This is a genomic window from Paenibacillus sp. J22P277, assembly GCF_059383675.1.
This window is the reverse complement of sequence record NZ_JBXENS010000003.1, coordinates 239,491-266,489: the sequence shown is the minus strand read 5'-3', so window position 1 is coordinate 266,489 and position 26,999 is coordinate 239,491. Positions and strand designations below refer to the sequence as shown.

26 protein-coding genes and 1 pseudogene are annotated in these 26,999 nt (G+C 58.9%); 19 read left to right on the top strand and 8 right to left on the bottom strand.

Annotated features, from left to right (window positions below; genetic code table 11):
- Nucleotides 1–6 precede the first annotated feature (6 nt).
- Nucleotides 7–1,080 (bottom strand): glycoside hydrolase family 113 protein, encoded by a 1,074-nt coding sequence (locus tag AC50YL_RS10210; protein WP_494831612.1) that lies wholly within the window; start codon nt 1,078–1,080, stop codon nt 7–9.
- Nucleotides 1,081–1,229: 149 nt separating this feature from the next.
- On the opposite strand from AC50YL_RS10210, the gene AC50YL_RS10205 reads away from it, so the two are divergent.
- Nucleotides 1,230–1,688 carry a MarR family winged helix-turn-helix transcriptional regulator gene (locus tag AC50YL_RS10205; RefSeq protein WP_494831610.1) on the top strand — a complete coding sequence of 153 codons (459 nt, stop codon included), beginning with the start codon at nt 1,230–1,232 and terminating at the stop codon, nt 1,686–1,688.
- 148 nt (nt 1,689–1,836) lie between these two features.
- On the opposite strand, the gene AC50YL_RS10200 is transcribed toward AC50YL_RS10205, so the two are convergent.
- Nucleotides 1,837–2,457: a uridine kinase family protein gene (locus AC50YL_RS10200; RefSeq protein WP_494831608.1), complete on the bottom strand. Its 621-nt coding sequence runs from the start codon at nt 2,455–2,457 to the stop codon at nt 1,837–1,839.
- 177 nt (nt 2,458–2,634) lie between these two features.
- On the opposite strand from AC50YL_RS10200, the gene AC50YL_RS10195 reads away from it, so the two are divergent.
- The 4 genes from AC50YL_RS10195 to AC50YL_RS10180 all read left to right on the top strand — a co-directional run bounded on the left by AC50YL_RS10195 (nt 2,635) and on the right by AC50YL_RS10180 (nt 4,594).
- Nucleotides 2,635–2,901, top strand: a complete 267-nt coding sequence (locus AC50YL_RS10195) for a hypothetical protein (protein WP_494831606.1) — start codon at nt 2,635–2,637, stop codon at nt 2,899–2,901.
- A 53-nt stretch (nt 2,902–2,954) separates the two neighbouring features.
- Nucleotides 2,955–3,260 carry an MTH1187 family thiamine-binding protein gene (locus AC50YL_RS10190; RefSeq protein WP_494831605.1) on the top strand — a complete coding sequence of 102 codons (306 nt, stop codon included), beginning with the start codon at nt 2,955–2,957 and terminating at the stop codon, nt 3,258–3,260.
- Between the two features lie 75 nt (nt 3,261–3,335).
- Nucleotides 3,336–3,920, top strand: coding sequence for a YdeI/OmpD-associated family protein (locus tag AC50YL_RS10185; RefSeq protein ID WP_494831604.1), 585 nt, complete (start codon nt 3,336–3,338; stop codon nt 3,918–3,920).
- Between the two features lie 230 nt (nt 3,921–4,150).
- Nucleotides 4,151–4,594 (top strand): MarR family winged helix-turn-helix transcriptional regulator, encoded by a 444-nt coding sequence (locus AC50YL_RS10180; RefSeq protein WP_494831602.1) that lies wholly within the window; start codon nt 4,151–4,153, stop codon nt 4,592–4,594.
- 48 nt (nt 4,595–4,642) lie between these two features.
- Here the strand turns inward: AC50YL_RS10180 and AC50YL_RS10175 are convergent, their stop codons facing one another.
- Nucleotides 4,643–5,512, bottom strand: a complete 870-nt coding sequence (locus tag AC50YL_RS10175; protein ID WP_494831601.1) for a LysR family transcriptional regulator — start codon at nt 5,510–5,512, stop codon at nt 4,643–4,645.
- A 131-nt stretch (nt 5,513–5,643) separates the two neighbouring features.
- On the opposite strand from AC50YL_RS10175, the gene AC50YL_RS10170 reads away from it, so the two are divergent.
- From AC50YL_RS10170 to AC50YL_RS10135, 8 genes are all read left to right on the top strand, one after another.
- Nucleotides 5,644–6,549 (top strand): DMT family transporter, encoded by a 906-nt coding sequence (locus AC50YL_RS10170; protein WP_494831600.1) that lies wholly within the window; start codon nt 5,644–5,646, stop codon nt 6,547–6,549.
- A 199-nt stretch (nt 6,550–6,748) separates the two neighbouring features.
- Nucleotides 6,749–7,720, top strand: a complete 972-nt coding sequence (locus AC50YL_RS10165) for a phosphotransferase family protein (RefSeq protein WP_494831599.1) — start codon at nt 6,749–6,751, stop codon at nt 7,718–7,720.
- A 70-nt stretch (nt 7,721–7,790) separates the two neighbouring features.
- A complete protein-coding gene (locus tag AC50YL_RS10160) occupies nt 7,791–8,243 on the top strand; it encodes a hypothetical protein (protein WP_494831597.1) in 453 nt (150 codons plus the stop codon).
- A 332-nt stretch (nt 8,244–8,575) separates the two neighbouring features.
- On the top strand, nt 8,576–9,226 hold the full coding sequence (locus AC50YL_RS10155) for a FusB/FusC family EF-G-binding protein (RefSeq protein WP_494831596.1): 651 nt from the start codon (nt 8,576–8,578) through the stop codon (nt 9,224–9,226).
- Between the two features lie 242 nt (nt 9,227–9,468).
- Nucleotides 9,469–9,903: a MerR family transcriptional regulator gene (locus AC50YL_RS10150; protein WP_494831595.1), complete on the top strand. Its 435-nt coding sequence runs from the start codon at nt 9,469–9,471 to the stop codon at nt 9,901–9,903.
- A gap of 32 nt (nt 9,904–9,935) precedes the next feature.
- Nucleotides 9,936–11,399, top strand: coding sequence for an MFS transporter (locus AC50YL_RS10145; protein ID WP_494831593.1), 1,464 nt, complete (start codon nt 9,936–9,938; stop codon nt 11,397–11,399).
- Nucleotides 11,400–11,433: 34 nt separating this feature from the next.
- Nucleotides 11,434–12,348: a DMT family transporter gene (locus AC50YL_RS10140; RefSeq protein WP_494831592.1), complete on the top strand. Its 915-nt coding sequence runs from the start codon at nt 11,434–11,436 to the stop codon at nt 12,346–12,348.
- A 168-nt stretch (nt 12,349–12,516) separates the two neighbouring features.
- The gene (locus tag AC50YL_RS10135; protein WP_494831590.1) at nt 12,517–12,822 is read left to right on the top strand and encodes a hypothetical protein; all 306 of its coding nucleotides are present in this window, start codon (nt 12,517–12,519) and stop codon (nt 12,820–12,822) included.
- A gap of 129 nt (nt 12,823–12,951) precedes the next feature.
- Here the strand turns inward: AC50YL_RS10135 and AC50YL_RS10130 are convergent, their stop codons facing one another.
- Together AC50YL_RS10130 and AC50YL_RS10125 are read right to left on the bottom strand one after the other, a co-directional pair.
- The gene (locus AC50YL_RS10130; protein WP_494832520.1) at nt 12,952–14,361 is read right to left on the bottom strand and encodes a DHA2 family efflux MFS transporter permease subunit; all 1,410 of its coding nucleotides are present in this window, start codon (nt 14,359–14,361) and stop codon (nt 12,952–12,954) included.
- A gap of 354 nt (nt 14,362–14,715) precedes the next feature.
- A complete protein-coding gene (locus tag AC50YL_RS10125) occupies nt 14,716–15,081 on the bottom strand; it encodes a YmaF family protein (protein ID WP_494831588.1) in 366 nt (121 codons plus the stop codon).
- Between the two features lie 319 nt (nt 15,082–15,400).
- Between AC50YL_RS10125 and AC50YL_RS10120 the strand changes: the two genes are divergently transcribed.
- From AC50YL_RS10120 to AC50YL_RS10110, 3 genes and pseudogenes are all read left to right on the top strand, one after another.
- Nucleotides 15,401–15,901: a GNAT family N-acetyltransferase gene (locus AC50YL_RS10120; protein WP_494831586.1), complete on the top strand. Its 501-nt coding sequence runs from the start codon at nt 15,401–15,403 to the stop codon at nt 15,899–15,901.
- Nucleotides 15,902–16,229: 328 nt separating this feature from the next.
- On the top strand, nt 16,230–16,781 hold the full coding sequence (locus AC50YL_RS10115) for a GNAT family N-acetyltransferase (RefSeq protein WP_494831585.1): 552 nt from the start codon (nt 16,230–16,232) through the stop codon (nt 16,779–16,781).
- A 382-nt stretch (nt 16,782–17,163) separates the two neighbouring features.
- A pseudogene (locus AC50YL_RS10110) lies at nt 17,164–17,826 on the top strand (SDR family oxidoreductase); the annotation flags it as partial.
- A gap of 123 nt (nt 17,827–17,949) precedes the next feature.
- On the opposite strand, the gene AC50YL_RS10105 reads toward AC50YL_RS10110, so the two are convergent.
- Entirely contained in the window at nt 17,950–18,285 is a 336-nt protein-coding gene (locus AC50YL_RS10105; RefSeq protein ID WP_494831584.1) for a DUF1904 family protein, read from the bottom strand.
- A gap of 136 nt (nt 18,286–18,421) precedes the next feature.
- Between AC50YL_RS10105 and AC50YL_RS10100 the strand changes: the two genes are divergently transcribed.
- Nucleotides 18,422–19,633, top strand: a complete 1,212-nt coding sequence (locus AC50YL_RS10100) for a response regulator (protein WP_494831583.1) — start codon at nt 18,422–18,424, stop codon at nt 19,631–19,633.
- A 62-nt stretch (nt 19,634–19,695) separates the two neighbouring features.
- Entirely contained in the window at nt 19,696–25,425 is a 5,730-nt protein-coding gene (locus AC50YL_RS10095) for a HAMP domain-containing protein (protein WP_494831581.1), read from the top strand.
- Nucleotides 25,426–25,543: 118 nt separating this feature from the next.
- On the opposite strand, the gene AC50YL_RS10090 is transcribed toward AC50YL_RS10095, so the two are convergent.
- A complete protein-coding gene (locus AC50YL_RS10090) occupies nt 25,544–25,921 on the bottom strand; it encodes a LysM peptidoglycan-binding domain-containing protein (protein WP_494831580.1) in 378 nt (125 codons plus the stop codon).
- A gap of 153 nt (nt 25,922–26,074) precedes the next feature.
- Between AC50YL_RS10090 and AC50YL_RS10085 the strand changes: the two genes are divergently transcribed.
- On the top strand, nt 26,075–26,749 hold the full coding sequence (locus AC50YL_RS10085) for a YetF domain-containing protein (RefSeq protein ID WP_494831579.1): 675 nt from the start codon (nt 26,075–26,077) through the stop codon (nt 26,747–26,749).
- Nucleotides 26,750–26,809: 60 nt separating this feature from the next.
- Here the strand turns inward: AC50YL_RS10085 and AC50YL_RS10080 are convergent, their stop codons facing one another.
- Entirely contained in the window at nt 26,810–26,986 is a 177-nt protein-coding gene (locus AC50YL_RS10080; protein WP_494831578.1) for a hypothetical protein, read from the bottom strand.
- Nucleotides 26,987–26,999 lie beyond the last annotated feature (13 nt).

The following is a 26,999-nucleotide window of genomic DNA, read 5'->3' as shown; positions in this document are numbered from 1 at the left end:
TTTGGTTTAGGACTTGGAGTAGGGTTTCGGCGGGCTTAAGGATTCGTTGTACAGTTCCGCCAGGCGATAGAAGGATTCCTTGGGTTCCCAGGGCAGACCCGGATAGGCGGTTCCGTATCGGTCCGAATACGATTTGACGACGCCGTAGCTCGCAAGGTCCAGGTCGAGGGCAGGGTTGTTGTCGTGCGGGTAGAAAGGCATGACGAACGTGAACCAGAAAGCCCCGTCCGCGTGCTCCTCCTCGAAGATTCGCAGCAACTCCTCCATATAGCGCGCCTGTTCGGGTTCGTCTCGGATATATGGACCATTCAACCGCGGCGGCGTCCGGGTCCGGTCCACGATTGCCCAGCCATATCCGCCTTTGTGTTCCGCACCCGTATACGTGCAGCTGCCGAACTCCAATATCACGACAGGTTTTCCGTGCTTGAAGTAAGCCCGGAGCTTATCGCGGTAGGTGTTCTTATTCAATTTGTCACGGTAGCAGTCGATGCCGACGATGTCGAACGGCGTCCAATCCACCTGCTCCCACAGCCCCGAAGCGTAGGTGAGCTGCCCATGAAAATGCCGGCGCACGACGGCCGCGGCTTTGCCCAGAAACGCGTTGAGCCGCTTATGGAACGAGCCTTTCCGGATCGTGTTCGCGATCAGCTTCCACGGGCTCATGAACGTTCGGATGCGATCGAAGGCGGTATCGCCGACCACGATTCCTTTCATGAAGAACGTCAGCTCGCATCCCGCGACGAAGACGAGCCGGGGCGAGTGCGAGCGCAGCTCCTCCGCCGCGATCGCGCAAACTTCGAAATAAGCGAGCGTCTGCGCCTCGTCGGCATCCACGAAAGCGGGCGAAAACCAAACCTCCAACCCCTGCTCGAGCGCAAAGCGCGAAGCGGTTACCAGCCTGTCGATATCTTGTCCGGATATGCGAACCGCGTTGCAGTGCAGATCGTGCCGAATGATTTCCATTTCACGCTTGACGATCGCGGGCTCGAATACGTCGCGGGACGAAGCGCCTTGGCCGCGGGTATGCGTGCCGACGTCGTAATGAATGCCTTTTCTATTCAAACCTATCGCGCTGCCCACCTTGATCTGCCTCCTATCTTGATTCAAAGCGATCGCTATAATATGGTAAATAAATATTAACTAGTTTTGATGTTATTTCGTTATATTGGCGAGTATAAGATAAACAATTATGAACGGGTTGTCAAACGAAACAATAAGGTGGAATAGACATGGAAAACGGAATCGCCGCCATCGCCGCCGGGTACATGCAGCTGATCCCGCTGCTTTACCGGACGATGGACAACCCTGCCGAGGGGAACGGCGAATGGAAGGCGCCTGCGGAGATCACGCATTTGCAGGTCCATATCTTGGAGGAACTATACCAGCACCAGGACGGCATCGCGATGACACCGTTGTCCCGGATCATTCGCGTCTCCAAGCAGCAGTTGACGCCGCTCATCGCGAAGCTGGAGGAGAAAGGGTATGTCGGCAAATGGCCCGACGAAAGCGACAAAAGGCTCGTCCGCCTGCGGCTGACGGAGAAAGGCCGATCGCTTGTCGCCGATCGCTGGGGAACGTTCCATGCTTCGCTGCGCGGGAGGCTGGAGCAGCTGGGAGAAGAGGACCGGTTCGATCTGGCGTTCGCGATCGACAAGCTGACGCGCGTATTGGGCAGGCTGCCGACCTAACGCAAATGAGCCGCGAAATCGCGGCTCGCGGCATTGAAATTTTCAGAGATGGAATAGACAATCGTATCAGTCGCAGCATTTGCGGCAGTTCTTGCCGTTCAGGGCAGTCCAAGGCGTTGCAGCACATTCGGCACAACGGCATTGCTGGCTACAGATTCAACACAAGGTCATACGAGGAAGGCACCCGGATATGGGTGAAATAATACGCTTCGGCGGCGTCCCAGCGCATGTGCCAGGCAAGATCCTCGCTGTTCTCCCGCTCGTTGTGCCGGCGGATCCTGACGTCGGCCGGCACCTGAACCAGCACCGACAGGTCGATGAGGTCGCTTAGCTCGGGCAGGTTGGCGTAGATGCCGTCGAGCAGGATCACGTCCGCGGGCGGAATGGTCACCGCCTCGCGCGCCAAGCGATCGGACGTCTCGAACGAAAACGGGCGGTAACTGGCAGGCCGGCCGTCCAGCAGCGGCAGCAGCGCTTCGCGGCGGGCGCGCCGCCAATCCATGCAGCGGCGGCAGCGCTGCTCCGCCGTGCTGCGGTCCCATTCTTCGTCCGCGATCGCGGCATCGAAGAAGTCGTCGTAATGCACGAGCGCGGCGCCAAGGAGCGGGGCGGCCATGAGGGCGAGCGTCGTCTTGCCGGCGCCGCTTCCGCCGTCGAGCGATACGACGAACGGACGTACGCACTTCGACCGGCGCCGATTGACCTCGTCCGCGAGAGCGCGGGCCGCGATTAACAACGTTGCACGCGAAGCGTTTGCGTTTTGCTCCATGCGGACACTCCTTCACAAGTTTAGGATAGTTGGTCGATGCTCCATCTATTCGCGGCCGTTTCGGCATATACCTTCTTACGGGGATGTACGATGCCTTGCCGGAATGAAGTCCGTTTTGGGTAATAGTAAGCAAGCGTTCGAGTCGGGTACCGGCATTAATGGGGAGGGGTGGCGTCGATGCATGGTCCGGGATATATCCTGTTGTGGGCGGTTTTGCTGCTGGTCCTGCTGGCCGCCGGATGGCGGAGAAGATGGTGGGCATTTGCCGTTTACGCGGCCGGCTGCGTGATTCTCCTCGCCGAAGTGAACCGCGGCAACGGCGGATGGGATGATTTGGCCGATTTCGCAACCTTGATCGTCTTCGTCGTTCCGTTATACCTAATTGGAACGATCGTGTGGGTGGCAGGGTATTTTGTCAGAAAACGCCGCGCGAAACGGAAGTAATTAATGACGCTAATTAAATGGATTAACTATATTAACTATTGGAGGGACAAGCCATGGCAATCGTTCAAGTCACGATCGTTCCGCTGGGCACGGAATCGACGAGCGTCGGCGCGTATGTCGCGTCCGTCGTACAAGTGCTGCAGGATGCGAAAGAGAAGATCCGCTATCAATTGACGCCCATGAGCACGATCATCGAAGGCGAGCTGGACGATTTGCTTGCCGTCATCCGGCGCATGCACGAGGTTCCGTTCGCCAGCGGCGCGCTGCGGGTCTCGACGTCCATCACGATCGACGATCGCAGGGATAAGAAAGGGACGATGGAGCAGAAGCTGCGGTCGGTGGAAGAAAAGCTGAACTAATACCGCTCGCCGTGCGTCTCGACTGGCTGCAGCTGTCAGCGAAGCGGCGATATACTTGTAGACGGAGGTGATTACATGGCCGGCAAAACGGAAACGCTGCCGATGCTGTTGTTTCAAACCGAGCGGCAGCTGGAAGAATGGCTGGAAGCGCATCATGCGTCAATGCCCGGGACCCGGATGCAAATCGCGAAGAAAGGGTCGGGCATCGATTCGATTACCTATCAGGAAGCGCTTGATATCGCGTTGTGCTACGGTTGGATCGACAGCCGGAAGGAGAAGTACGACGATGCCTTGTGGATTCAGGTATTTACGCCGCGCGGACCGAAGAGCATATGGTCGAAGGTGAACAAGGATAAGGCGGAACGCCTGATCGAGCAGGGACGGATGAAGGGAGCGGGGCTTGCCGCGATCGAGAAGGCCAAGCGGAACGGCGAATGGGATAAAGCCTATGAGTCGCAGGGCATCGCCGGGATTCCGGCGGATTTGGCCGAAGCCTTGGATCGCAGCGAGGCGGCAAAAGCTTTCTACGCTACGCTCGACCGGGCGAACAAATATGCGATGACCTTTCGCATCCATAACGCCAAGAAACCGGAAACGAGGGCGAAGCGGATCGCGCAATTCGTGGACATGCTGGAGAAAGGCGAGAAGATCTACCCGTAATCATTCGCGGAGCCGGATAATGCTGCTGGATAGGAAAGCAATCCTGCGGCAAGCGCGGGTTCGATGCGGACGTTACAAAGCCATCTCGGTCGTAAGCCGGTCCGATTCGTCGGGACGGCTTATTTTCACTGGGGGGACCGTGCGCGCAGCCCGACGGTTGTGTAATCCTCATCGATCGTTTAAACTGTCCATATAGTTGACATGTATACGAAACCTGAAGGAGATTACGAATGGACAGCATCGCCAAATGGATCTCGGTCCTGCACCGCCAATTTCAGATTTACCTGAACCGGGAGCTCAAGGAGCACGACATCAATTCCTCCGAGTATATCTTCCTGATCAATTTGTACGAGAAGGACGGCGTGTCCCAAGAGACGCTGTCGTCCAATTTGTTCATCAACAAAGCGGCGACCGCGCGGGCGATCGGCCGGCTCGAGAAGCTCGGTTACGTGAAGCGCACGCGCGATCCGCACGACAGCCGCGCGTACCTCGTAACGCTGACGGCGAAAGGACTGGAGATGCGCCATTTCATCAAGAGCAAGCTTGCGTACTGGCGCGAGACGATTTCCGCCGGGCTGTCCGCGGAAGAGACCGACGAGCTGATCCGCAAAATCAAGCTGATGTCCGCGAATGCGCTGCACGAGACCGGACGCGACGAGCCTGCGGACGAATAGATGCGGTTAGTGGGGAACGGCTATGCGGAGCTCCGCGCGAAACACCGCTTAGCCGTTCGTTGTCGGCTCGCCCGGGATCATCGCCATGAAGGCGCCGAGCGCGCTGCTGATGAACGAATCCTTGCGCGTGATGAACTCCGTCACCATCGTGCGATGCGTGTCCGAGACGGGAAACAGCCTTACCACGCCTTCCTCGGCCTGCCTGCGCACGACGGATACCGGCACCAGCGAGATGCCGAGACCGGCCGTCACGCCGCCGATAATCGCTTCGAGCGTCCCGAATTCCATGATCACGGATTGCGCGAGCCCGTTCGACCGAAGCCAGCTCTCCAAGATGTCGCGATAGGAACAGCCCCGCGTAAAGACGAGAATCGGCCGTTTTACGGCTTCCTCCAGGCTCGCGATCGACGCATGGGCGGCTATCGCGAGTTCTTCCGTGAACGCATGCACCGAATCGAGCTCCGGATGCTCGCATTCGCAGCCGATGAAGGCGCCGTCCAGCTCGTAGCGAAGCACGCGATCCATCAGCTCCCGGGTATTTCCGGTGACGACCGACAGCAGCACGTTCGGATGCATCGCGTAATAGTCCGTCAGCAGGCGCGGCAGCCGGACGGCGGCCGCCGTTTGCGTGGAGCCGATGACGAGGGGACCGGCAGGCTTCACCGACGAGGAGAGTGCTTTGGTCGCTTCGTCCAGCAAGCCGACGATTTTGTTGGCGTAAGCAAGCAGCGTTTTGCCGCTCGCGGAGAGCGTCATGCCGCGATTATGACGATGAAACAGCACCGTGCCGAGATCCGACTCCAGCTGCCGGATGCGCGCGGTGACGTTGGACTGCACGTAACCGAGCTGCGCGGCGGCTTTCGTGATGGAGCCTTCGCGGGCTACCATTCGGAACACGCGTAAATCCCCGCTTTCCATAATTCCGTTCCTCGCTTTCTACTATCACCAATTATGATAGCCAACATCGATAACAATCATTATACATAAAACCCATCCTCTCTTACAATGAGTATCAATCCAGGTACGCATCGCAGGAGGAGGAAACGGGCATGAACAAATTCAACTATACCGGCCTTGTGTTATGTACTACGCTCATCATGGGCCTCGCATTCCCCGTCGGTAAAATCGGCTTGACTTACGCGCCGCCGTTTTTCTTGATGGGCATACGGTTCACGTTGGCCGGAGCTTTGCTTGCGGTCATCGTGCGCCTGATCGGCAAGCCTCGGCCGCGGGGAAAGAGCCAATGGTTGCAAGCGTCCGCGATCGGCCTGTTCCAATCCGCCGGCGTGATGGGTTGCGCCTATTATTCCATGCGCTGGATCACGTCGGGCGAATCCTCGATCATCACTTGCACGAATCCGCTGCTCGTGATCCTGTTGAGCACTGTATTCGGGGGGGCGGTTTACCGAGGACGCCAGTGGCTCGGCGTGGCCGTCGGCATCGTCGGCGTCGCGTTTTCCTTCGGGTTGCATCTCGGCCTGCAGCCGGGCACATTCATCGGCCTTGCGGGCGCATTCAGTTTCGCCGCGGCTACCTTATTGATCAAGCGGTGGGGAGCCGGGTTCGATATGACCGCGCTCGCCGCGTATCAAATGCTGGCCGGCGGCATGATGCTGCTTGTCCTAAGCCTGATGACGGAGCATCCGTATTTCACGTTTACCGGAACCTCGGTTCTGGTCACGCTCTGGCTCGCGCTCATCTGCTCCATCGTTCAGTTCATGCTTTGGTTTTACCTGCTCCGCAGCGGCGATCCGGCGAAGACCAGCTCGTTTCTGTTCCTGGTACCGGTCTTCGGCGTGATATCCAGCTGGCTGCTGCTGGGCGAACGGGTCCAATGGTACGTCGGCGTCGGCGGCGCGTTCATCTGCGCGGGGATCTTCCTGGTCAATTGGGAGGGTAAGGGCAAGGCGGCGCGGACGGCGTCTATCCAAGGCGTGAAGGAAGCGGGCGTCTAAGCGATGCGGCACGCTGGCAAATAGAACGCAAAAAAACCTTGGTTGCCGGCAGGCATCCAAGGTTTTTAATCGTCCATTAGTAGCTAGAACTCACTCAACATCATATCATCGCCTTCAGAAACAGTCTATATTTTTAACCGTTTTTCCTCTATATTTCTAGGTGCCGGCCGGCAATCGAACCGTTGGGAGAGATGAGAAGATGGATCATCAATGCCATGTACAGGATCTGGAGGCCTATACCTCAGAGCTATTCGGGGCCGATTATCTTCCGGTCCGGACATCAAGATTGTATGGAGGCGCGCAGAAGGTTATTTACCGCGTGGATTTCGCGAACGGATTCGTCTGTCTCCTCTACGTATGGGATCTTGCGATGAATTATTTCCGGTCGGAAATCGAGAATGCGGACGGTCCGACGCGGGGGTCCTACGGTGCCGAGCCGTTCGCCGCGAATTATGCGTTTCTAACGCGGAACGGAATACGGACGCCTGAGCCGTACGGGCTGTACCGGGACCGCGAACGCTATCCTTTCGATTTCGCGTTCGTGGAATATATTGACGGGCCGAAGCTGGAAGAGCTCCTGCATGATCCGGATTCGGCGCATACTTTATCGCTTATGGAGCGTTTCGCCGAGATGGCGGGGCGCATGCATGCGCTGACGAGTTCATTCCCCGGCAAGGCTGGCGGGGAGGCGAATGAGCGGTTGTCCTATCCCTGTCACCATACCCAGTTCGAGAATGCTGGCCGTCAATTGGACTTCGCGGCAGGATTCCTCGGCGAGGTCGCCAAGCGGCAGGAGCATTTGCTTCACAAGCTGGAGGAACTGGAAAACCGCATCATGCCGAGGCGGCGCTACGGCTTCATACACGGGGAGCTCGGCCCCGATCATGTGCTGGTGAAGGATCGCGACATGTATTTAATCGATATTGAAGGTGCCGAGTTCTACGATATCGAGCATGAGCATGCGTTCTTGCAGATTCGATTCGGCAGGCATTACAGTCATCTTCGCAGCGATAAGGTTGACTTGAACCGGCTGGCATTCTATAAGCTGCATCATCATATATCGCTAATTGCCGGGGGGCTGAAGCTGACGCAACGCGGATTCCATGATCAGGCGCTCTCGAGAAGCATTTTGGAGAGCAACCTCCGAGGGGCGCTCGGTTTTCTGGACTGACGAATCTTGAGGTTGACAGTCATTAGGCTCGCTCTATCTCACGAAGAGAGCTGTACGAGACGCTGGAGGGTTGAGACCTTTTTTTTCCATTGCTCGTCTAGTAATCGTGCCGAAGCGCCAAAGGAGGACGGAGCAGCCGGAGCCGACAAGCCCGGCACCGCTCCAGCCCGCGGCCGTCCCGGCCGATCTTCAGCCGGACAAACTGCCGATCGCGCCGTCGACCGAGTCGACGGAACCCGAAGCCGTCGCGGTCATCAACCGCGTCTCCGTGGAGCTCCCGGCCTCTTTCCTCGAAGGCGATACGGCTTGGATCGCGCTCCAGCCTTTGCAGCACGCATTCGGCGTGAAGGCGGAGAAGCTGGAGCAGTATCCGATCGACCGGCAGTTCCGGCTGTCGGTTCAAGGCAATTCGTTGTTCGCGGACCTTGAAAACAGCCGCAACCACGGCGGGCGCCTGTACGTGAACAAAAGCCTGCCGCAGAAGCTCGGCCTGAAGCTGGAGCAATTGAAATGGATTCCTTAACCGGGGCGCTGCGTCTTCCCGTCTCGAACCAATGAACGCCCGAAACGCCCCGTTGTCCGCTCGATTGCGGCCGAGGCGACACGACGCCGGACAATTGTGCGCAGCGAGGGACAGCTGGTATACTAGGAACAACTTTAGCGAAAGGGGCTGGTAGAGATGGCAATAAGAGATTGCCGGATTGGACCCGCTCATGCAAAGCCCGGACTAGGGGCGATACTTTGCATGGGACGCGACTGGCACTAACCCATCGCCCGAACCGTCGCCGTGATCGTTTCTAGTGATGGGTTTTGCACCTTATCGGAGTTCTACTAAAAATAAGGGGCTGACCATCCATGCATGCCATGTTCATTGGAAACCATCAATTCAACGCGATCAAGAAACAAACCGAAATCCTTCTGCAGGCGCTTCGGACCGCCTCGGACCGGAACGTGCTGAAGGCCGTGCGGTACAGCGCTTCGCTCAAGATCGACGAGCTGTTCCCGGAGCTCGAGGACGAACGGAAGCGGAGATTGTCCGTTATGAGCGAAATGGACGCCGCGGAACAATTCCAGCACTATCTGGAATCGCTGGAGCCATGGCGGAAAGAATTCCCGGCCGTCACGAACAAGCAGCTGCAGAAACTGTTCCCGAAGGCAAAGAAGCTGAATGCGCCCGACGTCGCCGCGATGGACCGTCGCCGGATGACCTACCTCGGCTGGACGGATATCGCCACGGGCAAAATGTTCCTGGTCTATCCCGAAGACGGGCAATTGACCGGCATCGAAGGCCGGTATACGCCCGTGAACAAGAAGGGCTACTGCCTGATCTGCAATTGCCAGGAAGAGCTGGCGTTGTTCACGGTCAAGACGCGGCCCGCGAATTCGCCGCCCGACTATTACAAGGCGTTCGGCCATTACGTATGCATCGACAGCGACGCATGCAACCGCCGCATCACGGATACGGCGGCTTTGGAGAAATTTCTCCATACGATCAAGAGAGGCTAAGCGGATGAATGGAGTCGCCGCATGATGACGCCATGAATTCGCGCCTAAACCTCTCGTAACGCAACCGAATGCGCACCCCCGGCAGCGGGGATCGGAAACCTCGGGTTTCCCGATTCCTCCCGTCCGGGGGTTTTTGTCGTCCGGTCCGCATTCTTTTGCAAAACTAACGTTAACGTAATCTTGAATTTCTGCTATGATGACAGTAACGGAACGATAAGACAGGGAAGGAGGAGCGGCGGAAGATGGCGGCTTCGGCGAAATTAACGATGGAAGACGTAACGGAGCGGCTCGGAATCACCTCGAGAACGCTCCATTACTACGAGGAGATCGGCTTGCTTCCGGACGTCGCGCGAACGGAGGGAGGGCACCGGCTTTACGACGAAGAGATGCTGAACCGCATCGCGCATATTTTGAGGCTGAAGCAGGTGCTGGGCGCATCGCTGCAGGAAATCCGCGACATTTTGCAGGCGGAGGAAGAGCTGGAGCAGATCAAAGCGAGCTACCATGGGGAATCCGATCTGGATGAACGGGACCGGCTGCTCGACGAGGCGGCGGCGCGGCTGCAGGCGATCATCCATCATATCGACGAGAAGATGGAGAAGCTGCAAGCCATGCGGCAAGGCTTCGGCGAGCGGTTGGAGCGGGCGCGCAGGCTGAAGCAAGGCGGGAGCGAGTAGGCAGAAGAAAGGAAGAAGGGAAGAACGTCAAGATGAGCGATTCGCGAAAATGGTGGATATTATCCGTGACGAGCCTCGGCTCGTTGTTGTCGGCACTGAATTTTAGCACGTTGATCATCGCGTTGCCGGATTTGCTGAAAGGCTTGAACGCCTCGCTGCTGCAGGCGATGTGGGTCATGCTCTCCTATATGGTCGCGCAGACCGTCATGGTGCTCATGGCCGGCTCGCTGGCGGACCGCTTCGGGCGCAAGCGCATCTATATCGGCGGCATGCTGCTCTTCACCGTTGTCTCCTTGGTCGCCGGCTTCGCCGGCAATGCGCCCTTACTCATCGTCCTCCGGATCCTGCAGGGCATCGGCGGCGCGATGATCATGGCGAATAGCACGGCGATCGTCGCCGACGCCTTTCCCAAGGAAGAGCTCGGCCGTGCGCTCGGCATCAACATCATGGTCGTGGCCGTCGGCCAGATCATCGGTCCGGTGCTCGGAGGCTGGCTGACGGAGTCGTTCGGCTGGGAGTGGACCTTCTGGTTCAACGTGCCGTTCGGCATCCTCGGCGTGATCTGGGGCTTTAAGGTGCTGGGGCTGAAGGACGACAAGCTGGCCGCTCCGAAGGCCGGCGGCTTGGACCGCGGCGGCGCCGTAACGTACTTCTTATCGATTACCGGCCTGCTGATCGCCCTGACATGGGGGCCGATTCAAAGCTGGACCTCGCCGGTCGTGTGGATATCCGGTTTGTTCTTCGTCGTGCTGTTCCCGGTCTTCCTGCGCTGCGAGCGGATCCATCCGAATGCGCTGCTGCACCTGCCGCTGTTCACGAACCGCGTGTTCTCCTTCGGGATCATCTCGGCGACGCTCAACGCGCTGGCCCGCATGGGCGTCATGTTCATGCTGATCTTCTACTTCCAAGGCGCGCTCGAGAAGGATGCCTTGATGGCCGGCATCATGACGATTCCGCTCGCGGCCGGCATGCTGGTCGTCTCGCTGCTGGCGGGCGTGCTCGGGGACAAATACGGCGAAACGACGCCGGCCACGATCGGTTTGTTCTTGAACATATTCGGCATGGCGGGACTGGCGCTGGATACGGGGCTGTCGACGCCGTTCTGGCATTTGGCCGCGTACATGACCATTATCAGCGTCGGTTCCGGCTTGTTCAATTCTCCGAACTCCAGCAGCATCATGAATGCCGCCGGACCGAAATACCGCGGCGAAGCGTCCGGCATCCGGTCGCTGACGACGAATATGGGGATGATGCTCAGCATCGCCTTCTCCATGCCGATCGTCACGCACAGCATTCCGCACGAAGCGATGCTCGCGATCTTCTCCGGCACCCAGGTCGGCATGGACGACAAGTCTTCGCTGGACGGGTTCATTACCGGCCTGCATGCCGTGTTCTGGTTCATGGCCGCGCTGATGGCCATCGCGACCGTAATGTCGTATCTAAGATCGCACAAAAGCTCGCGTGCCGCGGCAGGAGCAACGCTGCCTCACAAATAACCGTTAACTTGGAACGCAAGGGGACTTTACCGAAATGCCTGACCGTACCGTATTCAGCAAATTATGGGGCGTATCGCTGCTGTGGGGCGGCAATTACGTGGCGAGCGCCTATCTGCTGCGGGATTTCTCGCCGATTCTGTTATCCTTCACGCGGCTCGTCGTCATGTCGCTCTTCTTGATCGCGGTCGCGCTCGTGAACCGCTCGATGCGGCGGCCGACGGGCAGGGAGTGGCTGCTCCTGCTGTTCGCCGGCATTTCCGGAACGCTGGTCAACCAGCTGTTCTATTTTACGGGGCTTCAGCATTCTACGGCGGGCAATGCCTCGCTGATCGTCGCGTTGTCGCCGATCGCCACGACGCTGCTCGCGCGGATATTCCTGAAAGAAATCATTACCGGAGTCAAATTGTCGGGCTCCGTCCTCGCGCTGATCGGGGTCGTGACCATCGTCCTCTACGGGGGAAAATCGATCGGGATCTCGATCGGGGACGTGAACCTGCTGGTCGCGATGCTGGGCATGTCCGTCAGCCTGCTGTTTATCCGCAAATTGACGCTTCATATGAGCTCGTACGAGGTCACGATCTACTCCACGGTTATCGGGACGATCATGATGTCGCCTGCCGTCGGCTATGAATCGCTGGCCGGGCACTCCCAGTGGAGCCATCAGCCGTCCACCTGGCTGCTCCTCGTCGGCGTCGCCGTTATCGGGCAAGGCTTGGCGGGCTTCTGGTGGAATCGGGGGATCGCGGTCGTCGGGCCTTCCGTCAGCGCCATGTTCATGAACATTCCGCCGTTCGTGGCCATCATCGTCAGCCATTTCGTGCTCGGCGATCCCATCCGCGCCGCTCAGATCGGCGGCGGCGTCCTCATACTGGCCGGCGTCGCGCTCGCCAACATGAAGCCGCGGACGCAGCGCAGCGCGAAGAGCGGGGAACCGGTCGGGCTGTCCTAGATTGCCTGCCGCAGGGGAGGTCATTGCCAGGCTGCGCTTGGCAAGAATAGCAGCTGGAACGGATAAACGAAGCGTACGCGCGGCGTTTATCCGTTTTTGCGTTTATTTTCATTTTGTTTCAACATGTCAGATTGGAGGGCATATGGTGGAGCAAGGTGGTGATGAGAGATGGATTACGGATTCACGCTCGGGGATTGGGTCGTGTACACCATGTGGGGCGTATTCGGCTTGATGATCCTCGATTTCGTGTTTGCCTTCGCCCGTTCCTTCTGGTCGGGCTCGTTCGATACCACGTTTCTCGGGTATTTGAAGGATATCGTGTTCTACGTCGTGCCACTGAACTTTATACTCTCCATGACCTCGATCGACCCCACGCATTATACGCTCATCGTGCTTTACTTCATAGGCGGTGCGTCGGTCATCATCAAATACGTCGTCGATATTATCCGCAGGTTCCAATCGCTGGCGAGCTGACTTCCCTCCCTGCATGACGCAAAAAAACGCACCCGAACCACGTTCATGGCCGCCCGCGAAAAGGACAGCGATGAACGGGCGAACGGGTGCGTTTGCGCGTTAAGCGTTCGTTAAACGTACGCCAGGAGGTTAAGCCACTTCTTGCTTCGACTCTTCCTTCGGCGCCTGGACGCGCTTGATGAAGAAGCCCAGCACGAGCGCCACGCAGCCGATGGCGAATCCGATGACGAACGCGTCATGCAGGCCGGCGACCAAGCCTTCCGCCGGCGTCGCGTTCGGCTTCTCGGCCATGAAGTCCTTCGTGCCGGAGGACATGATGCTGATGAACAGCGCCGTGCCGATCGCGCCCGCGACCTGCTGCAGCGTGTTCAGGATCGCCGTGCCGTGCGGGTACAGCGAGCGCGGCAGTTGGTTGAGCGCCGTCGTCTGCGCCGGCATCATGACGAGCGAGATCCCGACGAGCAGGATGATATGCAGCGCGACGACATAACCGGCCGACGTGTCCACCGAGATGTACGTGAACAGCCATACGGCGAGCAGCACCAGGATCAGGCCGGGAACGACCAGCACGCGAGGACCGTATTTGTCGAACAGCTTGCCGGAGATCGGCGCCATGACGCCGTTGATGATGCCGCCCGGCATCAGCGTCAAGCCCGCGCTGAACGCGGTCATGAGCAAGGCCGTCTGCAGGAAGAGCGGCAGCAGGATCATCGTGGAGAAGAGCGTCATCATCAGGACGAGCATCATGACCGTGACGAGCGAGAACATCGGGAATCGGAACGCCCGAAGATCGAGGATCGGCTCCCGGACGAGAAGCTGACGGATGATGAAGAGCACGAGGGCGATCCCGCCCACCGTAATCGTCCAGACGACTTCGGGCGCGGACCAGGAGCCTTCGCCGGCTTTGCTGAAGCCGTAGACGATGCCCCCGAAGCCGGCCGTGGACAGCAGGATGGACAAGATGTCCACCTTCGGCTTGGTGATATCCGACACGTTCCGCAGGAAGGCGGCGGCGAAGATAACGGAGAAGGCCGCGAGCGGAATGACCAGGAAGAACAGCCAGCGCCAATTGAGCTGATCGATGATGAGACCGGCCAGCGTCGGTCCGATCGCCGGTCCGAACATGATGACGAGACCGATCATGCCCATCGCGCCGCCGCGCTTCTCTGGCGGGAAGATCACGAGGATCGTATTCATCATGACGGGCAGCAGCAGACCGGTCCCTAGCGCCTGAATGACCCGGCCGACCAACAGGACGCTGAATGCGGGCGCCGATCCGCAGACGATCGTGCCGGCAAGAAACAGAATCATGGCGGATAGAAACATTTGCCGCGTCGTGAACCATTGCTGCAGCAAAGCGGTGACGGGCACGAGAATGCCGATGACGAGCATGTACGCCGTGGACAGCCATTGGATGGTGGCCGGCGTAATGGAGAACTCCTTCATCAGATCCGGGAAGGCGATGTTCAGCAGCGTCTCGTTCAAAATCGCGACGAATGCGCCGATGATAAGCGCGGCGACGATCGGCCCCCTCTTGATGTCGACGAGGGCGGGCGACGCGCCGGCTACTTCGGTTGAAGCGTTCACTTGGTTTGTTCCTCCTTCGATGGATAGGGTGGTAAAGATGGCAATTTCCAGTATCTTTTCCATATTAGCATCATCTCGCGATTCGAACAACTGTTCGTTTTCCGTTTGCGTTCCTCCGCCCGATCCCGTTGCGAAGCTGATCGAAACCGGATCCGAAACCGTCTGTCCCCTATGTAACGACGCTCAAGCTGAAGGTTTGCTGTTAGCGTGTTTACGACGAAAAAGCCGCGGGTTCGCGGCTTTCTTCGTGCGCATGGATAGGCTCGCGTTAGATGCGTTCTCGTATAACCCGCACCGGAAAGCGGATTATACGAGAGGCGCGTCGATCAACGTCGCAAAATTAAATTGGTGCTTGTGTCCGTCGTTCAAGGTCGTTCGTCCCAGGACGAAATGGACATGCTTGCCATTGCCGACCGGGATGGCCGGACCCGTTCGGATTTTGATCAATTTATGAAAGTGGTTGAAGAAATCCGTTCGCGAAAACACGATTTCATGAAAATGGCTGTCGCCGGACCTGACCGCCTGGCCGGTTACCCCCGCAAACCGATGGTTATGCCTGTCGTTGCCGGCTTCGGCCAATTTCGTGCTGCCTTCGAACTCATGAACATGCCTTTGGACGCGGCGGTAAGCCTTCGTTTCTTTCGTGAATCGACGCGATTGCTTCTTGAGCATTTTGGAAATAACCTCCTAAATTATCCTGGATTCTCATTATGCTATTATTGCTAGCCTTATATGGTGTTAGGCGATAAACATGCATCGGCAACCGCCGGCCAATGCGCCCTTATGCCGATTGACATGTCGAGGCGTTCAGCCTTAAACTACAGCTGATATTCGGCGTTGCGCGGCTGCATGTTAAGATTCGAGCCGCTCCAGGCGGGAGCCGCGAGAAAACAGGACGCCTCAGGGGCAAATCGTGCACGGCGTCCGTATGCCGGGACGGCGCGTTCTGTCTTGATCAATTGTTCGTTTATTGGTATTGGGAGGAGAAACGATGCAGACGTTGGCAATCATCATTCGAAGAGCGCAAGTCGAAGAAGCGGAGGCGCTTCGCCGCCTATACGTGGAAGCCGCGGAGTGGATTCGCGCGACGAAGGGCATCAACCAGTGGCGGGAGGAGTGGTTCTCGCAGTCGTACATGGAGCAATTCATCCGCGAGCGCGAGGTTTTCGCGGCCATTCGGGAGGGAGAGCCCGTCGGATGCTTCTCCGTGGAGTGGGAATACGAGGCGTTATGGGGCGAATTGTTCCATGGCGACGCCGGCTACGTTCACCGGCTGGTCGTATCGCGGCTGCATCCCGGACAAGGCATCGGCGAAAGCATGCTGGCCTGGGCGGCCGATTATATCCGGCGTCAAGGCAAATCCTGGCTCAGGTTGGACTGCATGGCGGACAACCCTGCGCTGAACGCGTACTACCTCCGCAACGGACTGAGCTATCGCGGTCAATTCGACGGCGACGGCTATAGCGCGAGCCGCTACGAGCTAGCGCTATAAGACGTCGGTTTTCGCTGTGTCGGACTAGGAAAAAGGGATTGGGACGACTGAACTACGGCGTCTTTTTACGCATTCTTCATATATGTCAGTTCATGTAACACGTTAAAGCAAGTTGGTTGACGTCGGACATTTTCATTGTGTAAGATAAGGCCTGGCCGGTCGGGAAGCAGGGCAGAAGGATCCGTGCGGCACGGATCTTGCAAGCATGGTACAAGGAACGGCGGCGGGATTCGGGTGAGCGGAGAGCGCTCGGCCGGGAGCTACGACGGCGTTTTTTTTTGCGTTCGGCCGCACTTGTTTTTGATGGAAAATCAAGCGAGGTGTTAATTTGTTCATCCGATTGTTACAACCCGGGGATAGAGCGATTTTCCGGCAATTGCGCCTGAAGGCAATTGAAGAGCATCCAGAATCTTTCAGTTCATCGTCCGAGGAGTTGAGCGACACGCCCGAGCTCCTTATCGCTTCGGATCACGTCTCCCGATTCGTGGTCGGGGCGTTCGCTGATAACGGCGACTTGATCGGCGTCGTCGGTTTCAAGCAAGAACCGCTTATGAAATTCCGGCACAAAGGCGTCATCTGGGGCATGTACGTCGATAAGGCATGGCAAGGCAAGGGAATCGCGAAGCGGCTGTTGGCCCGGCTTATCGAATGCGTCGAGACGACGACCGAAGTCGAACAGCTGAATTTGGCCGTCGCCGAGAGCAACGCGGGCGCGAAACGATTGTACGAATCGTTCGGATTCGCGACCTATGGGCTGGAAATCAACGCCATGAAATTGAAAGACCGTACTTTCGTGAATGGCGAGTATATGAGCAAGCAGCTGGCGAGAAGCCGGACCGCCGCGGGAGACGGCATGCAGAAGCCGCAATTGACTTCATGATCGGTTCGGAGCGAGGGGCTGCTAACCGCCCAAGGTCCTTCGTTTGGCTGCCGACGCTTCCATGGTTGCCGATATTCGCGGGCAACCCGCATGAATCGAAGAGCTTCCCGGCATCTCCGCAGCGCGGAACATCCGGAAAGCTCTTCTTTAATTGCCGCGTTTCTCCGGATGCTTGACGATCGTCTTGGCGTTCATCGGCCGGGAATGGATGATTTTCACGAGCTGCTCCTGCATGTAGGACGGCGAATAATGGAATTGTTCTCGATCCAGTAGAACACAAGGCCGAGCAGCGCGTGCATGGAATAGATGACGAGCAGCTCCTGGTTGACGTCCTGGCCGTCATCTTCCGACTGGAGTTCGTCGACGATGATGCCCTTCTGCGGTCGTCGCCGATCTGCGCGTCGAAGCGGCGCAAAGCGTCGTCGCGGAGATCGAGGCGAAGGGCGGCACGGCGCTGGCGGTTGCCGCGAACGTCGCCAAGGAAGACGACGTGCAGCGCATGATCGATACGGCCGTCGAGACGTACGGCACGCTCGACATTCTGGTGAACAATGCCGGAATCATGGATAATTTCATGCCCGCGGCAGAGCTCACGGACGAGCTGTGGGATCGCGTCTTCGCCGTCAACGCGACGGGCCCGATGCGCACCGTGCGGAAAGCGCTCCCGATCTTCATGGAGAAGAAAGGCGGCGTCATCGTCAACATCGCATCGGCTGGCGGACTGCAAGGCTCGCGGGCGGGAGCGGCTTATACGGCGTCGAAGCACGCGGTCGTCGGCTTCACCAAGAACGTCGGATTCCTGTACGCGAACTTCGGCATTCGCTGCAATGCGATCGCGCCCGGCGGCGTGAACACCAACATCGGCACGTCCATGACCGAGCCAAGCGCGTTCGGCATGGAACGGGCGATGGCCGGCATGGCGCTTAACCCGCGCGCCGGCGAACCGGCGGATATCGCGCGAGTCGCGCTGTTCCTGGCATCCGACGATGCCGGCTTCGTGAACGGCACGGTCGTGACGGCCGACGCGGGCTGGACCGCTTACTGATCCGCCTGACGATCCGTTGAAGCAGGCATATCCCGATCAATACGAAACCCCCGGCATCCTTGCATGCCGGGGGTTTCGCGCATCTGGAGGAATGGGGAACATCTTAAAAATGCGGTAATCGGATCAAACGGTTCTCGCCTGGGAATAGGGCAGGGGCTTGCCTTCTTTATAATAAAGAGCCGGAGAAAGAATGATGAAGAAGATGTGGACGTTATCGTAGCCGAGATCGAGCAGCATGCGGTTCAGCTTGGACGCAATGGCGTCATGCATCTCCTGGGCGCGTTGAAACATGAGAATCTCCACGGAGCGCGGCGTATTCGTGATCACCTGAATATCCAATTGCTCGATCTTCACGATGTCCTTCGGAATACGGACGAGCTTGGAAAATTCCTCGACGAGCGGTGGCGTGAACTGCTTCAGAAAAGAGGTCGTAAATCCTTTAAACCGTAAAAATGGCACGCGAATCCCTTCATTTCGTTAAAATATCGTACATTGTGATTATAATCACAATCGCTACGTTATTCAATGCCATTCTGTTTCACCTGCCCGGAATCCGGGTGATAAGGGTATAAGGAGCACTAGGAAGGGAGGGGGAATGAGACAGGTGGAGCATCCTGTTCAACTGCTGATCGTCGACGAACGCCCGGAGCATCTGGCCGCCGTCGAGGCCGCCATCGCCGGGATGCCGTTTCGGTCGGTAAGGGCTTATTCGGGACGGGAAGCTTTGCGGAGTTTGCTGGACCATGACTTCGCCGTTATCGTCATCGCCGCGCGCATGTCGGACATGAACGGCTTCGAGACGGCGCGCATGATCAAGGCCAGAGACAAGTCGAGGCATATCCCGATTATTTTTCTTTCCGCCGTCGATCCGGAAGAACATGACGATCCGGCGGAATTTTCGGGCGCCGTGGATTTCATGGCCTGGCCCGTGATTCCCCAGGTGCTGCGCGCCAAGGTCGAAGGGTACGTCAGCTTCTACGAGGCGAATCGCTCGCTCAGCAAGCAGAGCGATCTGCTGAAGCTGCAGACGCACCGGCTGGAGAAGGCCAACCGCGAGCTGCTGCAGGCGAAGGAAGCTGCGGAGGTCGCCTCGCGGGTCAAGTCCGAATTCCTGGCGATGATGAGCCACGAGATACGCACGCCGCTGAACGGCATAATCGGCATGTCGGATCTGCTGCTCACGCTGGAGCTTCCGCTCGAGCATGCCGAATTGGTCGAGATCATTCAAACCAGCGGCAACGCGCTGCTCAAGGTCATTAATCATATCCTGGACTTCTCGAAACTGGAATCCGGCAAATTGGTGCTGGCGGAGCAGCCTTTCTCGCTTCGCCTGTGCCTCGATGAAACGCTGGAGCTCTTCACGGCACAGGTACGCAAGCGTAATCTGACGATGAACGTCGCGGTCGATCCGCAGCTGCCGGATTTCATCGTCGGGGATATGCTGCGGCTGCGGCAGGTGCTCATCAATCTGATCGGCAATGCCGTCAAGTTCACCCCCGAGGGCGGCGTCGAGGTAACGCTCAAGCTGCTCGCGGCACACGATGACATGATCATGCTCGAATGCTCGGTTCGGGACACGGGCATCGGCGTGCCGGAGGACCAGCTGGAGCAGCTGTTCCAGCCGTTCTACCAGCTTGACGGCTCCGCCAGCCGCCAATTCGGCGGGACGGGCCTCGGCTTGTCCATCTGCAAATCGCTCGTCGAGCTGATGGGCGGTTCGATATGGGCCGTTCCCGTGCCGGACCGGGGATCGTTGTTCCGCTTCACGGTATCGGCCAAACGGGAAATCGCGCCGACGCTTACATAGGCATCGCCTGAGATCCGCTTGGGAAATGCCGGCAAAATAAACGATGAAAGTAGGGTTGTAAAATGGCAGATACGGAAAATGTACCGCTTGTTGCCGCTGATACGATTGACTCGGGATTGTTGCTGAATGCATTGATGGCTTTGAAAAAAGGCGATTTCTCGTATCGGATGCCATATAATCACACCGGCATTTCCGGCAAAGTGGCGGATACGTTCAACGAAATCGGCGAGATGATGGAAAGCCTGGTCAAGGAAGCGGAGTCCGTCGCGAGGGTCGTCGGCAAGGAAGGCAAGCTGAGCCGGCGATTCGTACATAAGAATACGGGCGGCTCGTGGGAGACGGCCGTCGAGTCGCTCAACGGCCTGGTCGTCGACCTGATCCAGCCGACCAGCGAGATGGTGCGGGTCATCAACGCCGTCGCGCAGGGCGACCTGTCGCAGAAGGTGGAGCTGGAGTTCGAAGGGCGGGCGCTGACCGGCGAGTTCCAGCGGACGGCGAACAACATCAACCGGATGGTCAATCAGCTGAGCACCTTCGCCTCGGAAGTGACGCGGGTCGCGCGCGAGGTCGGCACGGACGGCAAGCTGGGCGGGCAGGCGGACGTGAAGGGCGTCTCCGGGACATGGAAGGACCTGACGGACAGCGTCAATAACATGGCGAGCAATTTGACCGACCAGGTTAGGAATATCGCGGCAGTGACGACCGCCGTCGCGAACGGCGATTTGTCGAAGCAGATTACCGTCGGCGCCAAGGGAGAAATTCAGGAGCTGAAAAACACGATCAACACGATGGTCGATCAGCTCTCGACCTTCTCCTCGGAAGTGACGCGGGTCGCGCGCGAGGTCGGCACGGAAGGCAAGCTGGGCGGGCAGGCGGACGTCAAGGGCGTATCCGGCACCTGGCGCGACTTGACCGAGAGCGTCAACTACATGGCGAGCAACCTGACGAATCAGGTGCGGAACATCGCGGTGGTCACGACGGCCGTCGCGAACGGGGATCTGTCGAAGAAAATCACGGCGGACGTGCAGGGCGAGATTCTCGAGTTGAAGAACACGATCAACACGATGGTCGACCAGCTCTCGACCTTCGCCTCCGAGGTAACGCGGATGGCGCGCGAGGTCGGCACGGAGGGCATACTGGGCGGCCAGGCCGAGGTCAGCGGCGTCGCCGGCACGTGGCGGGATCTCACCGAAAGCGTCAATTACATGGCGAGCAATCTGACGAATCAGGTGCGAAACATCGCGGAGGTGACGACGGCGGTCGCGAAGGGCGATCTGTCCAAGACGATTACCGTCGACGCGAAGGGCGAGATCCTGCAGCTGAAGAGCACGATCAATACGATGGTGGACCAGCTGAGCAACTTCGCCTCCGAGGTGACGCGCGTCGCCCGCGAGGTATCGAACGAGGGCATCCTGGGCGGGCAAGCGGACGTGCAGGACGTCTCGGGGACGTGGAAGGATCTCACGGACAGCGTGAATTTCATGGCGAGCACGCTCACCGACCAGGTGCGCAACATCGCGGAAGTGACGACGGCGGTCGCGAAGGGCGACCTGTCCAAGCAGATCACGGTCAACGCCAAAGGCGAGATCATGGAGCTGAAGAACACGATCAATACGATGGTGGATCAGCTCTCGACGTTCTCCTCGGAGGTGACGCGGGTGGCGCGCGAGGTCGGTACGCTCGGCATCCTGGGCGGGCAGGCGACGGTTCGGGGCGTCGCGGGCACGTGGTACGATTTGACCGAAAGCGTCAACTACATGGCGAGCAACCTGACGAATCAGGTGCGGAACATCGCGGTGGTCACGACGGCCGTCGCGAACGGGGATCTGTCGAAGAAAATCACGGCGGACGTGCAGGGCGAGATTCTCGAGCTGAAGAACACGATCAACACGATGGTCGACCAGCTCTCGACGTTCGCCTCCGAGGTCACGCGGGTCGCCCGCGAGGTCGGCACGGACGGAAAGCTCGGCGGTCAAGCGCAGGTCAAGGGCGTCGGCGGCACCTGGAAAGACTTGACCGAAGGCGTCAACAACATGGCCCGCAATCTGACGGATCAGGTGCGGAATATCGCCGACGTCACGACGGCGGTCGCGAAGGGCGACCTGTCCAAGAAAATCACGGTCGACGTGAAGGGCGAGATTCTGGAGCTGAAGATCACGATGAACACGATGGTCGACCAGCTCAGCAACTTCGCCTCCGAAGTGACGCGCGTCGCCCGCGAAGTCGGCACGGAAGGGAAGCTCGGCGTGCAGGCCGAGGTGAAGGACGTCTCGGGGACGTGGAAGGACCTGACGGATACGGTGAACTACATGGCGAGCAACTTGACGGTTCAGATGCGGAACATCGCCGGCGTGACGACCGCCGTCGCGAACGGCGACCTGTCGAAGAAGATCACCGTCGACGTGAAGGGCGAGCTGTTCGAGCTGAAGAACACGATCAATACGATGGTGGACCAGCTGAATTCGTTCGCCTCCGAGGTCACGCGCGTGGCGCGCGAGGTCGGCACGGACGGCAAGCTCGGCGGGCAGGCGCAGGTGCGCGGCGTCGGCGGGATCTGGAAGGACCTGACCGATAACGTCAATATCATGGCGACCAACCTGACCGATCAGGTGCGCGGCATCGCCAAGGTCGTGACCGCCGTCGCGAACGGGAACATGAAGCAGAAGCTGAACGTGGAAGCCAAGGGCGAGATCGCCGAGCTGACCGATACGATCAATAACATGATCGACACGCTCGCGACCTTCGCGGTGCAGGTCACGACCGTCGCGCGGGAGGTCGGCGCCGAGGGCAAGCTGGGCGGACAGGCGAGCGTGCCCGGGGCGGCCGGCACCTGGCGGGATTTGACCGACAACGTCAACTACATGGCGAGCACGCTGACGACGCAGGTGCGGGCGATCACGAACGTCGCGACCGCCGTGACCAAGGGCGATCTGTCGCGGTCGATCGACGTGGCCGCCGCCGGGGACGTCGCGACGCTGAAGGACAACATCAACGAGATGATCCGGAACTTGAAGGAAACGACGCGGATCAACACGGAGCAGGATTGGCTGAAGACGAATTTGGCCAAATTCTCCCGCCTGCTGCAAGGCCAGCGCGACCTGAACGCGGTCTGCCGCATGATTCTCACGGAGCTCGCGCCGCTCGTATCGATGCAGCACGGCGTGTTCTATATCAACGAGCCCGCGAACGGCGAGCAGACGCTGGCCCTGTTCGCGAGCTACGCGTATCAGCAGCGCAAGCATTTGGCCAATGAATTCCGCGCCGGAGAAGGGCTGGTCGGCCAATGCCTGATCGAGAAGCAGCGGATCCTGCTGACGAACGTGCCGGGCGATTACGTCGTCATCTCCTCGGGGCTCGGCGAGGCGACGCCGCTCAATATCGTGCTGCTGCCGATCATCTTCGAGGATCAGGTGCTGGCCGTGCTGGAGCTGGCTTCCTTCCGCCGCTTCAGCGAGATCGATATCGCTTTCCTCGATCAGCTGACGGAATCGATCGGGATCGTCATCAACACGATGCAGGCGAACCAGCGGACGGAGCAGCTCCTGGCGCAATCCCAGCTGCTGACGGAGGAGCTGCAGAAGCAGCAAAACGAGCTCAAAAACACGAACGAGGAGCTGGAGGACAAGGCGAAGCTGCTCGTCATCCAGAAAGCCGAGGTCGAGAGCAAGAACAACGAGGTCGAGCTGGCGAAGCGCTTCCTGGAAGAGAAGGCCGAGCAGCTCGCGCTGACGTCGAGATACAAGTCCGAATTCCTCGCCAACATGTCGCATGAGCTGCGTACGCCGCTCAATTCGCTGCTTCTGCTGGCGGAGCAGCTGGCCGAGAATCCGGAGGCGAACCTGTCCGAGCATCAGGTGAAGTTCGCCAAGACGATCCAGGAATCCGGGCTCGACCTGCTCAACCTGATCAACGACATTCTAGACCTGTCCAAGATCGAATCCGGCACGGTCACGCCGGAATACGGCAACGTGTCGCTCGCCGATCTCAGCGGCAGCCTGGACCGGATGTTCCGCCAGATCGTGAACAACAAAAAGCTGGATTTCCGCCTGACGACCGAGCCCGGCGTGCCGGCGGTCATCTCCGCGGATTCGAAGCGGCTGCAGCAGATTCTGAAGAACCTGCTCTCCAACGCGTTCAAATTCACCGAGCAGGGGCAGGTCATGCTGCAGATCCGCAAAGCGACTAGCGGCTGGAGCGAGGCAAGCGAGACGCTGAACCGGGCGAAGACGGTGATCTGCTTCTCCGTCAGCGATACCGGCATCGGCATACCGGCCGAGAAGCAGCAGATCATCTTCGAGGCGTTCCAGCAGGCGGACGGCAGCACGAACCGCGAGTACGGCGGCACGGGACTCGGCCTCGCCATTTCCAGGGAAATCGCGGCGATGCTGGGCGGCGAGCTGACCCTGTACAGCGTGCCGGGCATCGGCAGCACGTTCAACTTCTATCTGCCGCTCGACGTGGACACGAACGAGCCTGCGCCGAAGCCGGCGTACGTCCCGGAGGTCATCGACGTCGCGCCGCAGGCGAGGACGCGCAGCTTCTCGTCGTATTCGGGCGCGTCCGCGATGGACGACCGGGAGTCCATCCTTCCGGGAGACCGGGTGTTTCTGATCGTCGAGGACGATCAGAAGTTCAATGAGATCCTGCTCGGCCAACTGCGGAAGAAGGGCATCAAGGCGATCATCACGGCGAAAGGCTCCGACGCGCTCTATCTCGCGCTCCGGTACAAGCCCGTCGCGATCACGCTCGACCTGCGCTTGGCCGACATCGACGGCTGGCTCGTCATCGAGCACCTGAAGAACAATCCGGAGGTCCGCCATATTCCGGTTTGCGTCATCACGGTCGAAGAGGACGCGATCGATCTGCTGCGCAAGGGCGTCGCGGACTTCATCTGCAAGCCCGTCTCGAACGAAGACCTGGAGAAGGCGCTCGACCGGCTCGGCGCGAATGCCGATCGCGGCGTCCGCCAGCTGCTGGTCGCCATGCACGACGAGCAGCGCCGCGGCCGGCTGGTGGAGCTCGTCGCGGGCAAGGACGTCAAGATCACGGCGGTCGATACGCTGCGCAAAGCGGCCAATCAGCTGAAATCGCGGCCGTTCGACTGCGTCGTCGTCGATAACGACCTGCCGGACTTGTCGCTGACCTCACTCGTTCGCGAGATTCAGAAATATCCGGAGCGGAAGTTCGTTCCGATCCTGCTCCATACGAGCCGCAAGCCGGAACCGAACGAGGACCGCGAGCTGGAGGATTTGATGCGGATGGCCGTGCTGAAGGAAGCCAAGACTTGGGTGCAGCTGCTGGAGGATACCGCGCTGTTCCTGCACCGCAAGGCGGAGAACATGGCCGATACCTCGCAGGATAAGCTTGTCCGGCTGCATTCGTCCGACGAGCTGATCGCCTTCAAGAAAGTGCTCGTCGTCGATGACGACATCCGCAATATTTTCGCGCTGACGACGATCCTGGAACGGCATAACATGCATGTGCTGCCCGCGGAGAACGGACATGACGCGATCGTGATGCTGGAGCAAAACCCGGATACCGACATCGTGCTGATGGACATCATGATGCCGGTCATGGACGGGTACGAGACGACGCAGGCGATCCGCAAGCGCAAGGCGTTCGCCGAGCTCCCGATCATCGCCCTCACCGCCAAAGCCATGAAAGGCGACAGGGAACGCTGCCTGGAGGCGGGAGCATCCGATTATATCACGAAGCCGGTTAACAGCGCGCAGCTGCTCGCGATGATCCGCCACTGGCTGGGCCATAAGGTCGTCGAAGCGGGCAGAAGCTAACCTCGCGCAAGAAAGGCAGCCGATCGTCGGTCCGCATCCCGAATGTTAGACGAAGCTAGGCTAACAGTCGGGATAGGCGGTTCAACGGGTTCGGCTGCCTTTTACGTTTCTGGCGGCGTTACATCTGACCGGAAGCATTGCCTTGCTGCGCCGGCGCTTCCGAGTACGTTTTATGGCAGTGCATGTGGGAGATGCGGGGGATGTTCACGGTGTCGCCGGCTTTCAATTGGGTCGGGTTCAGGTGGGAGTTGGCCTCTTCCAGGATCGCATTCGGCATGTTGTAGGCGTGGCCGATCGAAGCCATCGTATCGCCGGGCTTTACTTGATGCTGGGCGAATAACTCATCGCCGGACTGACCGTCCCTGAAGAACGGAAAGAAAAACGGGTTGAAGAAGAACGTCGGGAACAGGAAACGGCCTGGAAAGAAAGGATGCGCGAACGGACGAAAAAACGGGCGACGGCCGAATCCTCCGCCGGGGAAAAATCCACGGTTCATTTGGTAACCTCCGTAAATGAAATAGTCATGCGTCTATACATGGTATTACGCGGATGCCCAATGGGTGACAGCGGATTACGAACGCCTGCGTCCGCTTCAAGTCCGCCCACGGCGGGTATAGTCCAATAAAACGATGCGGACGGCGGTGCGGCGATGGATTACGCGATGATTACCTTGAAGCTGGTCACGGGCTTCTTCGGACTGTGGCTCATGACGAAGCTGCTCGGGAAGAAAGAGATCTCTCAATTGACGCCGTTCGATTTCGTCTCTTCGCTGATGCTGAGCGAGCTCGTCGGCAATACGATCTACGACAGGCAGGTGCACTTCCTGATGCTGCTCTATTCGCTCGCGCTCTGGCTGGCCTTGTCGATCGCCCTCGAGAAGGCGGTCCAGCTCCTCCCGTGGCTGTCGGTGCCGCTCGGGGGCAGACCGGACATCGTCATTCGCGGCGGCGTGATCGACGTGCGGGCGATGAAGCGCAACAGGCTGGATATGCATCAGGTCGGCATGCTGTTGCGGGAGCAGGGGGTCTTCAGCGTGAAGGAGGTCGCCTATGCGGTCTTCGAACCGAACGGGAGCTTGAGCGTCATGAAGCAATCCCGGATAGAGCCTCCGGCAAGGGAGGAGCTGCATATGACCGGCAAGCCGGACGGGCTGCCGCGCATTCTCATGGAACAGGGCTATATTCAGCGGGACGAGTTGAGAGAGCTCGGCCGCGACGAGGCTTGGCTGCTGGAACTGCTGCGGGAGCAGGGGATCGAAGGGTTCCGCGACGTGTACTTCGCGGAGTGGACGGAGGGGGAAGGGCTGCATGTGCAGTTGAAATGAGGCGGACGCGCCGCATGCGAAAAAAAGCCGCCTGCCGGTCCAATGTCCGGTAAGCGGCTTTTATTTTGCTTGATTCCCGAGTTCCGATCTCAGAAATTCAATGAAGCGAATGGATTCTTCGCGCGTTAAGCTTTTCCCGCCAATGGCGAATTGATACCTTTCCAAGAGCACTTCATAGTCAAGATGCAAAGCGTCGACGAGTTCCTGTACATTTTCATCGGTGATGTGTTTAACCACGAACGATTCCTCC

Coding starts and splice junctions, on each gene's coding strand:
- AC50YL_RS10125 (WP_494831588.1), bottom strand. CDS start 15,081: ATGCTCAAGAAGCAATCGCGTCGATTCACGAAAGAAACGAAGGCTTAC.
- AC50YL_RS10175 (WP_494831601.1), bottom strand. CDS start 5,512: ATGGAAAGCGGGGATTTACGCGTGTTCCGAATGGTAGCCCGCGAAGGC.
- AC50YL_RS10100 (WP_494831583.1), top strand. CDS start 18,422: ATGAGACAGGTGGAGCATCCTGTTCAACTGCTGATCGTCGACGAACGC.
- AC50YL_RS10120 (WP_494831586.1), top strand. CDS start 15,401: ATGCAGACGTTGGCAATCATCATTCGAAGAGCGCAAGTCGAAGAAGCG.
- AC50YL_RS10140 (WP_494831592.1), top strand. CDS start 11,434: ATGCCTGACCGTACCGTATTCAGCAAATTATGGGGCGTATCGCTGCTG.
- AC50YL_RS10095 (WP_494831581.1), top strand. CDS start 19,696: ATGGCAGATACGGAAAATGTACCGCTTGTTGCCGCTGATACGATTGAC.
- AC50YL_RS10170 (WP_494831600.1), top strand. CDS start 5,644: ATGAACAAATTCAACTATACCGGCCTTGTGTTATGTACTACGCTCATC.
- AC50YL_RS10085 (WP_494831579.1), top strand. CDS start 26,075: ATGGATTACGCGATGATTACCTTGAAGCTGGTCACGGGCTTCTTCGGA.
- AC50YL_RS10145 (WP_494831593.1), top strand. CDS start 9,936: ATGAGCGATTCGCGAAAATGGTGGATATTATCCGTGACGAGCCTCGGC.
- AC50YL_RS10185 (WP_494831604.1), top strand. CDS start 3,336: ATGGCCGGCAAAACGGAAACGCTGCCGATGCTGTTGTTTCAAACCGAG.
- AC50YL_RS10150 (WP_494831595.1), top strand. CDS start 9,469: ATGGCGGCTTCGGCGAAATTAACGATGGAAGACGTAACGGAGCGGCTC.
- AC50YL_RS10195 (WP_494831606.1), top strand. CDS start 2,635: ATGCATGGTCCGGGATATATCCTGTTGTGGGCGGTTTTGCTGCTGGTC.
- AC50YL_RS10180 (WP_494831602.1), top strand. CDS start 4,151: ATGGACAGCATCGCCAAATGGATCTCGGTCCTGCACCGCCAATTTCAG.
- AC50YL_RS10205 (WP_494831610.1), top strand. CDS start 1,230: ATGGAAAACGGAATCGCCGCCATCGCCGCCGGGTACATGCAGCTGATC.
- AC50YL_RS10190 (WP_494831605.1), top strand. CDS start 2,955: ATGGCAATCGTTCAAGTCACGATCGTTCCGCTGGGCACGGAATCGACG.
- AC50YL_RS10090 (WP_494831580.1), bottom strand. CDS start 25,921: ATGAACCGTGGATTTTTCCCCGGCGGAGGATTCGGCCGTCGCCCGTTT.
- AC50YL_RS10165 (WP_494831599.1), top strand. CDS start 6,749: ATGGATCATCAATGCCATGTACAGGATCTGGAGGCCTATACCTCAGAG.
- AC50YL_RS10155 (WP_494831596.1), top strand. CDS start 8,576: ATGCATGCCATGTTCATTGGAAACCATCAATTCAACGCGATCAAGAAA.
- AC50YL_RS10135 (WP_494831590.1), top strand. CDS start 12,517: ATGGATTACGGATTCACGCTCGGGGATTGGGTCGTGTACACCATGTGG.
- AC50YL_RS10200 (WP_494831608.1), bottom strand. CDS start 2,457: ATGGAGCAAAACGCAAACGCTTCGCGTGCAACGTTGTTAATCGCGGCC.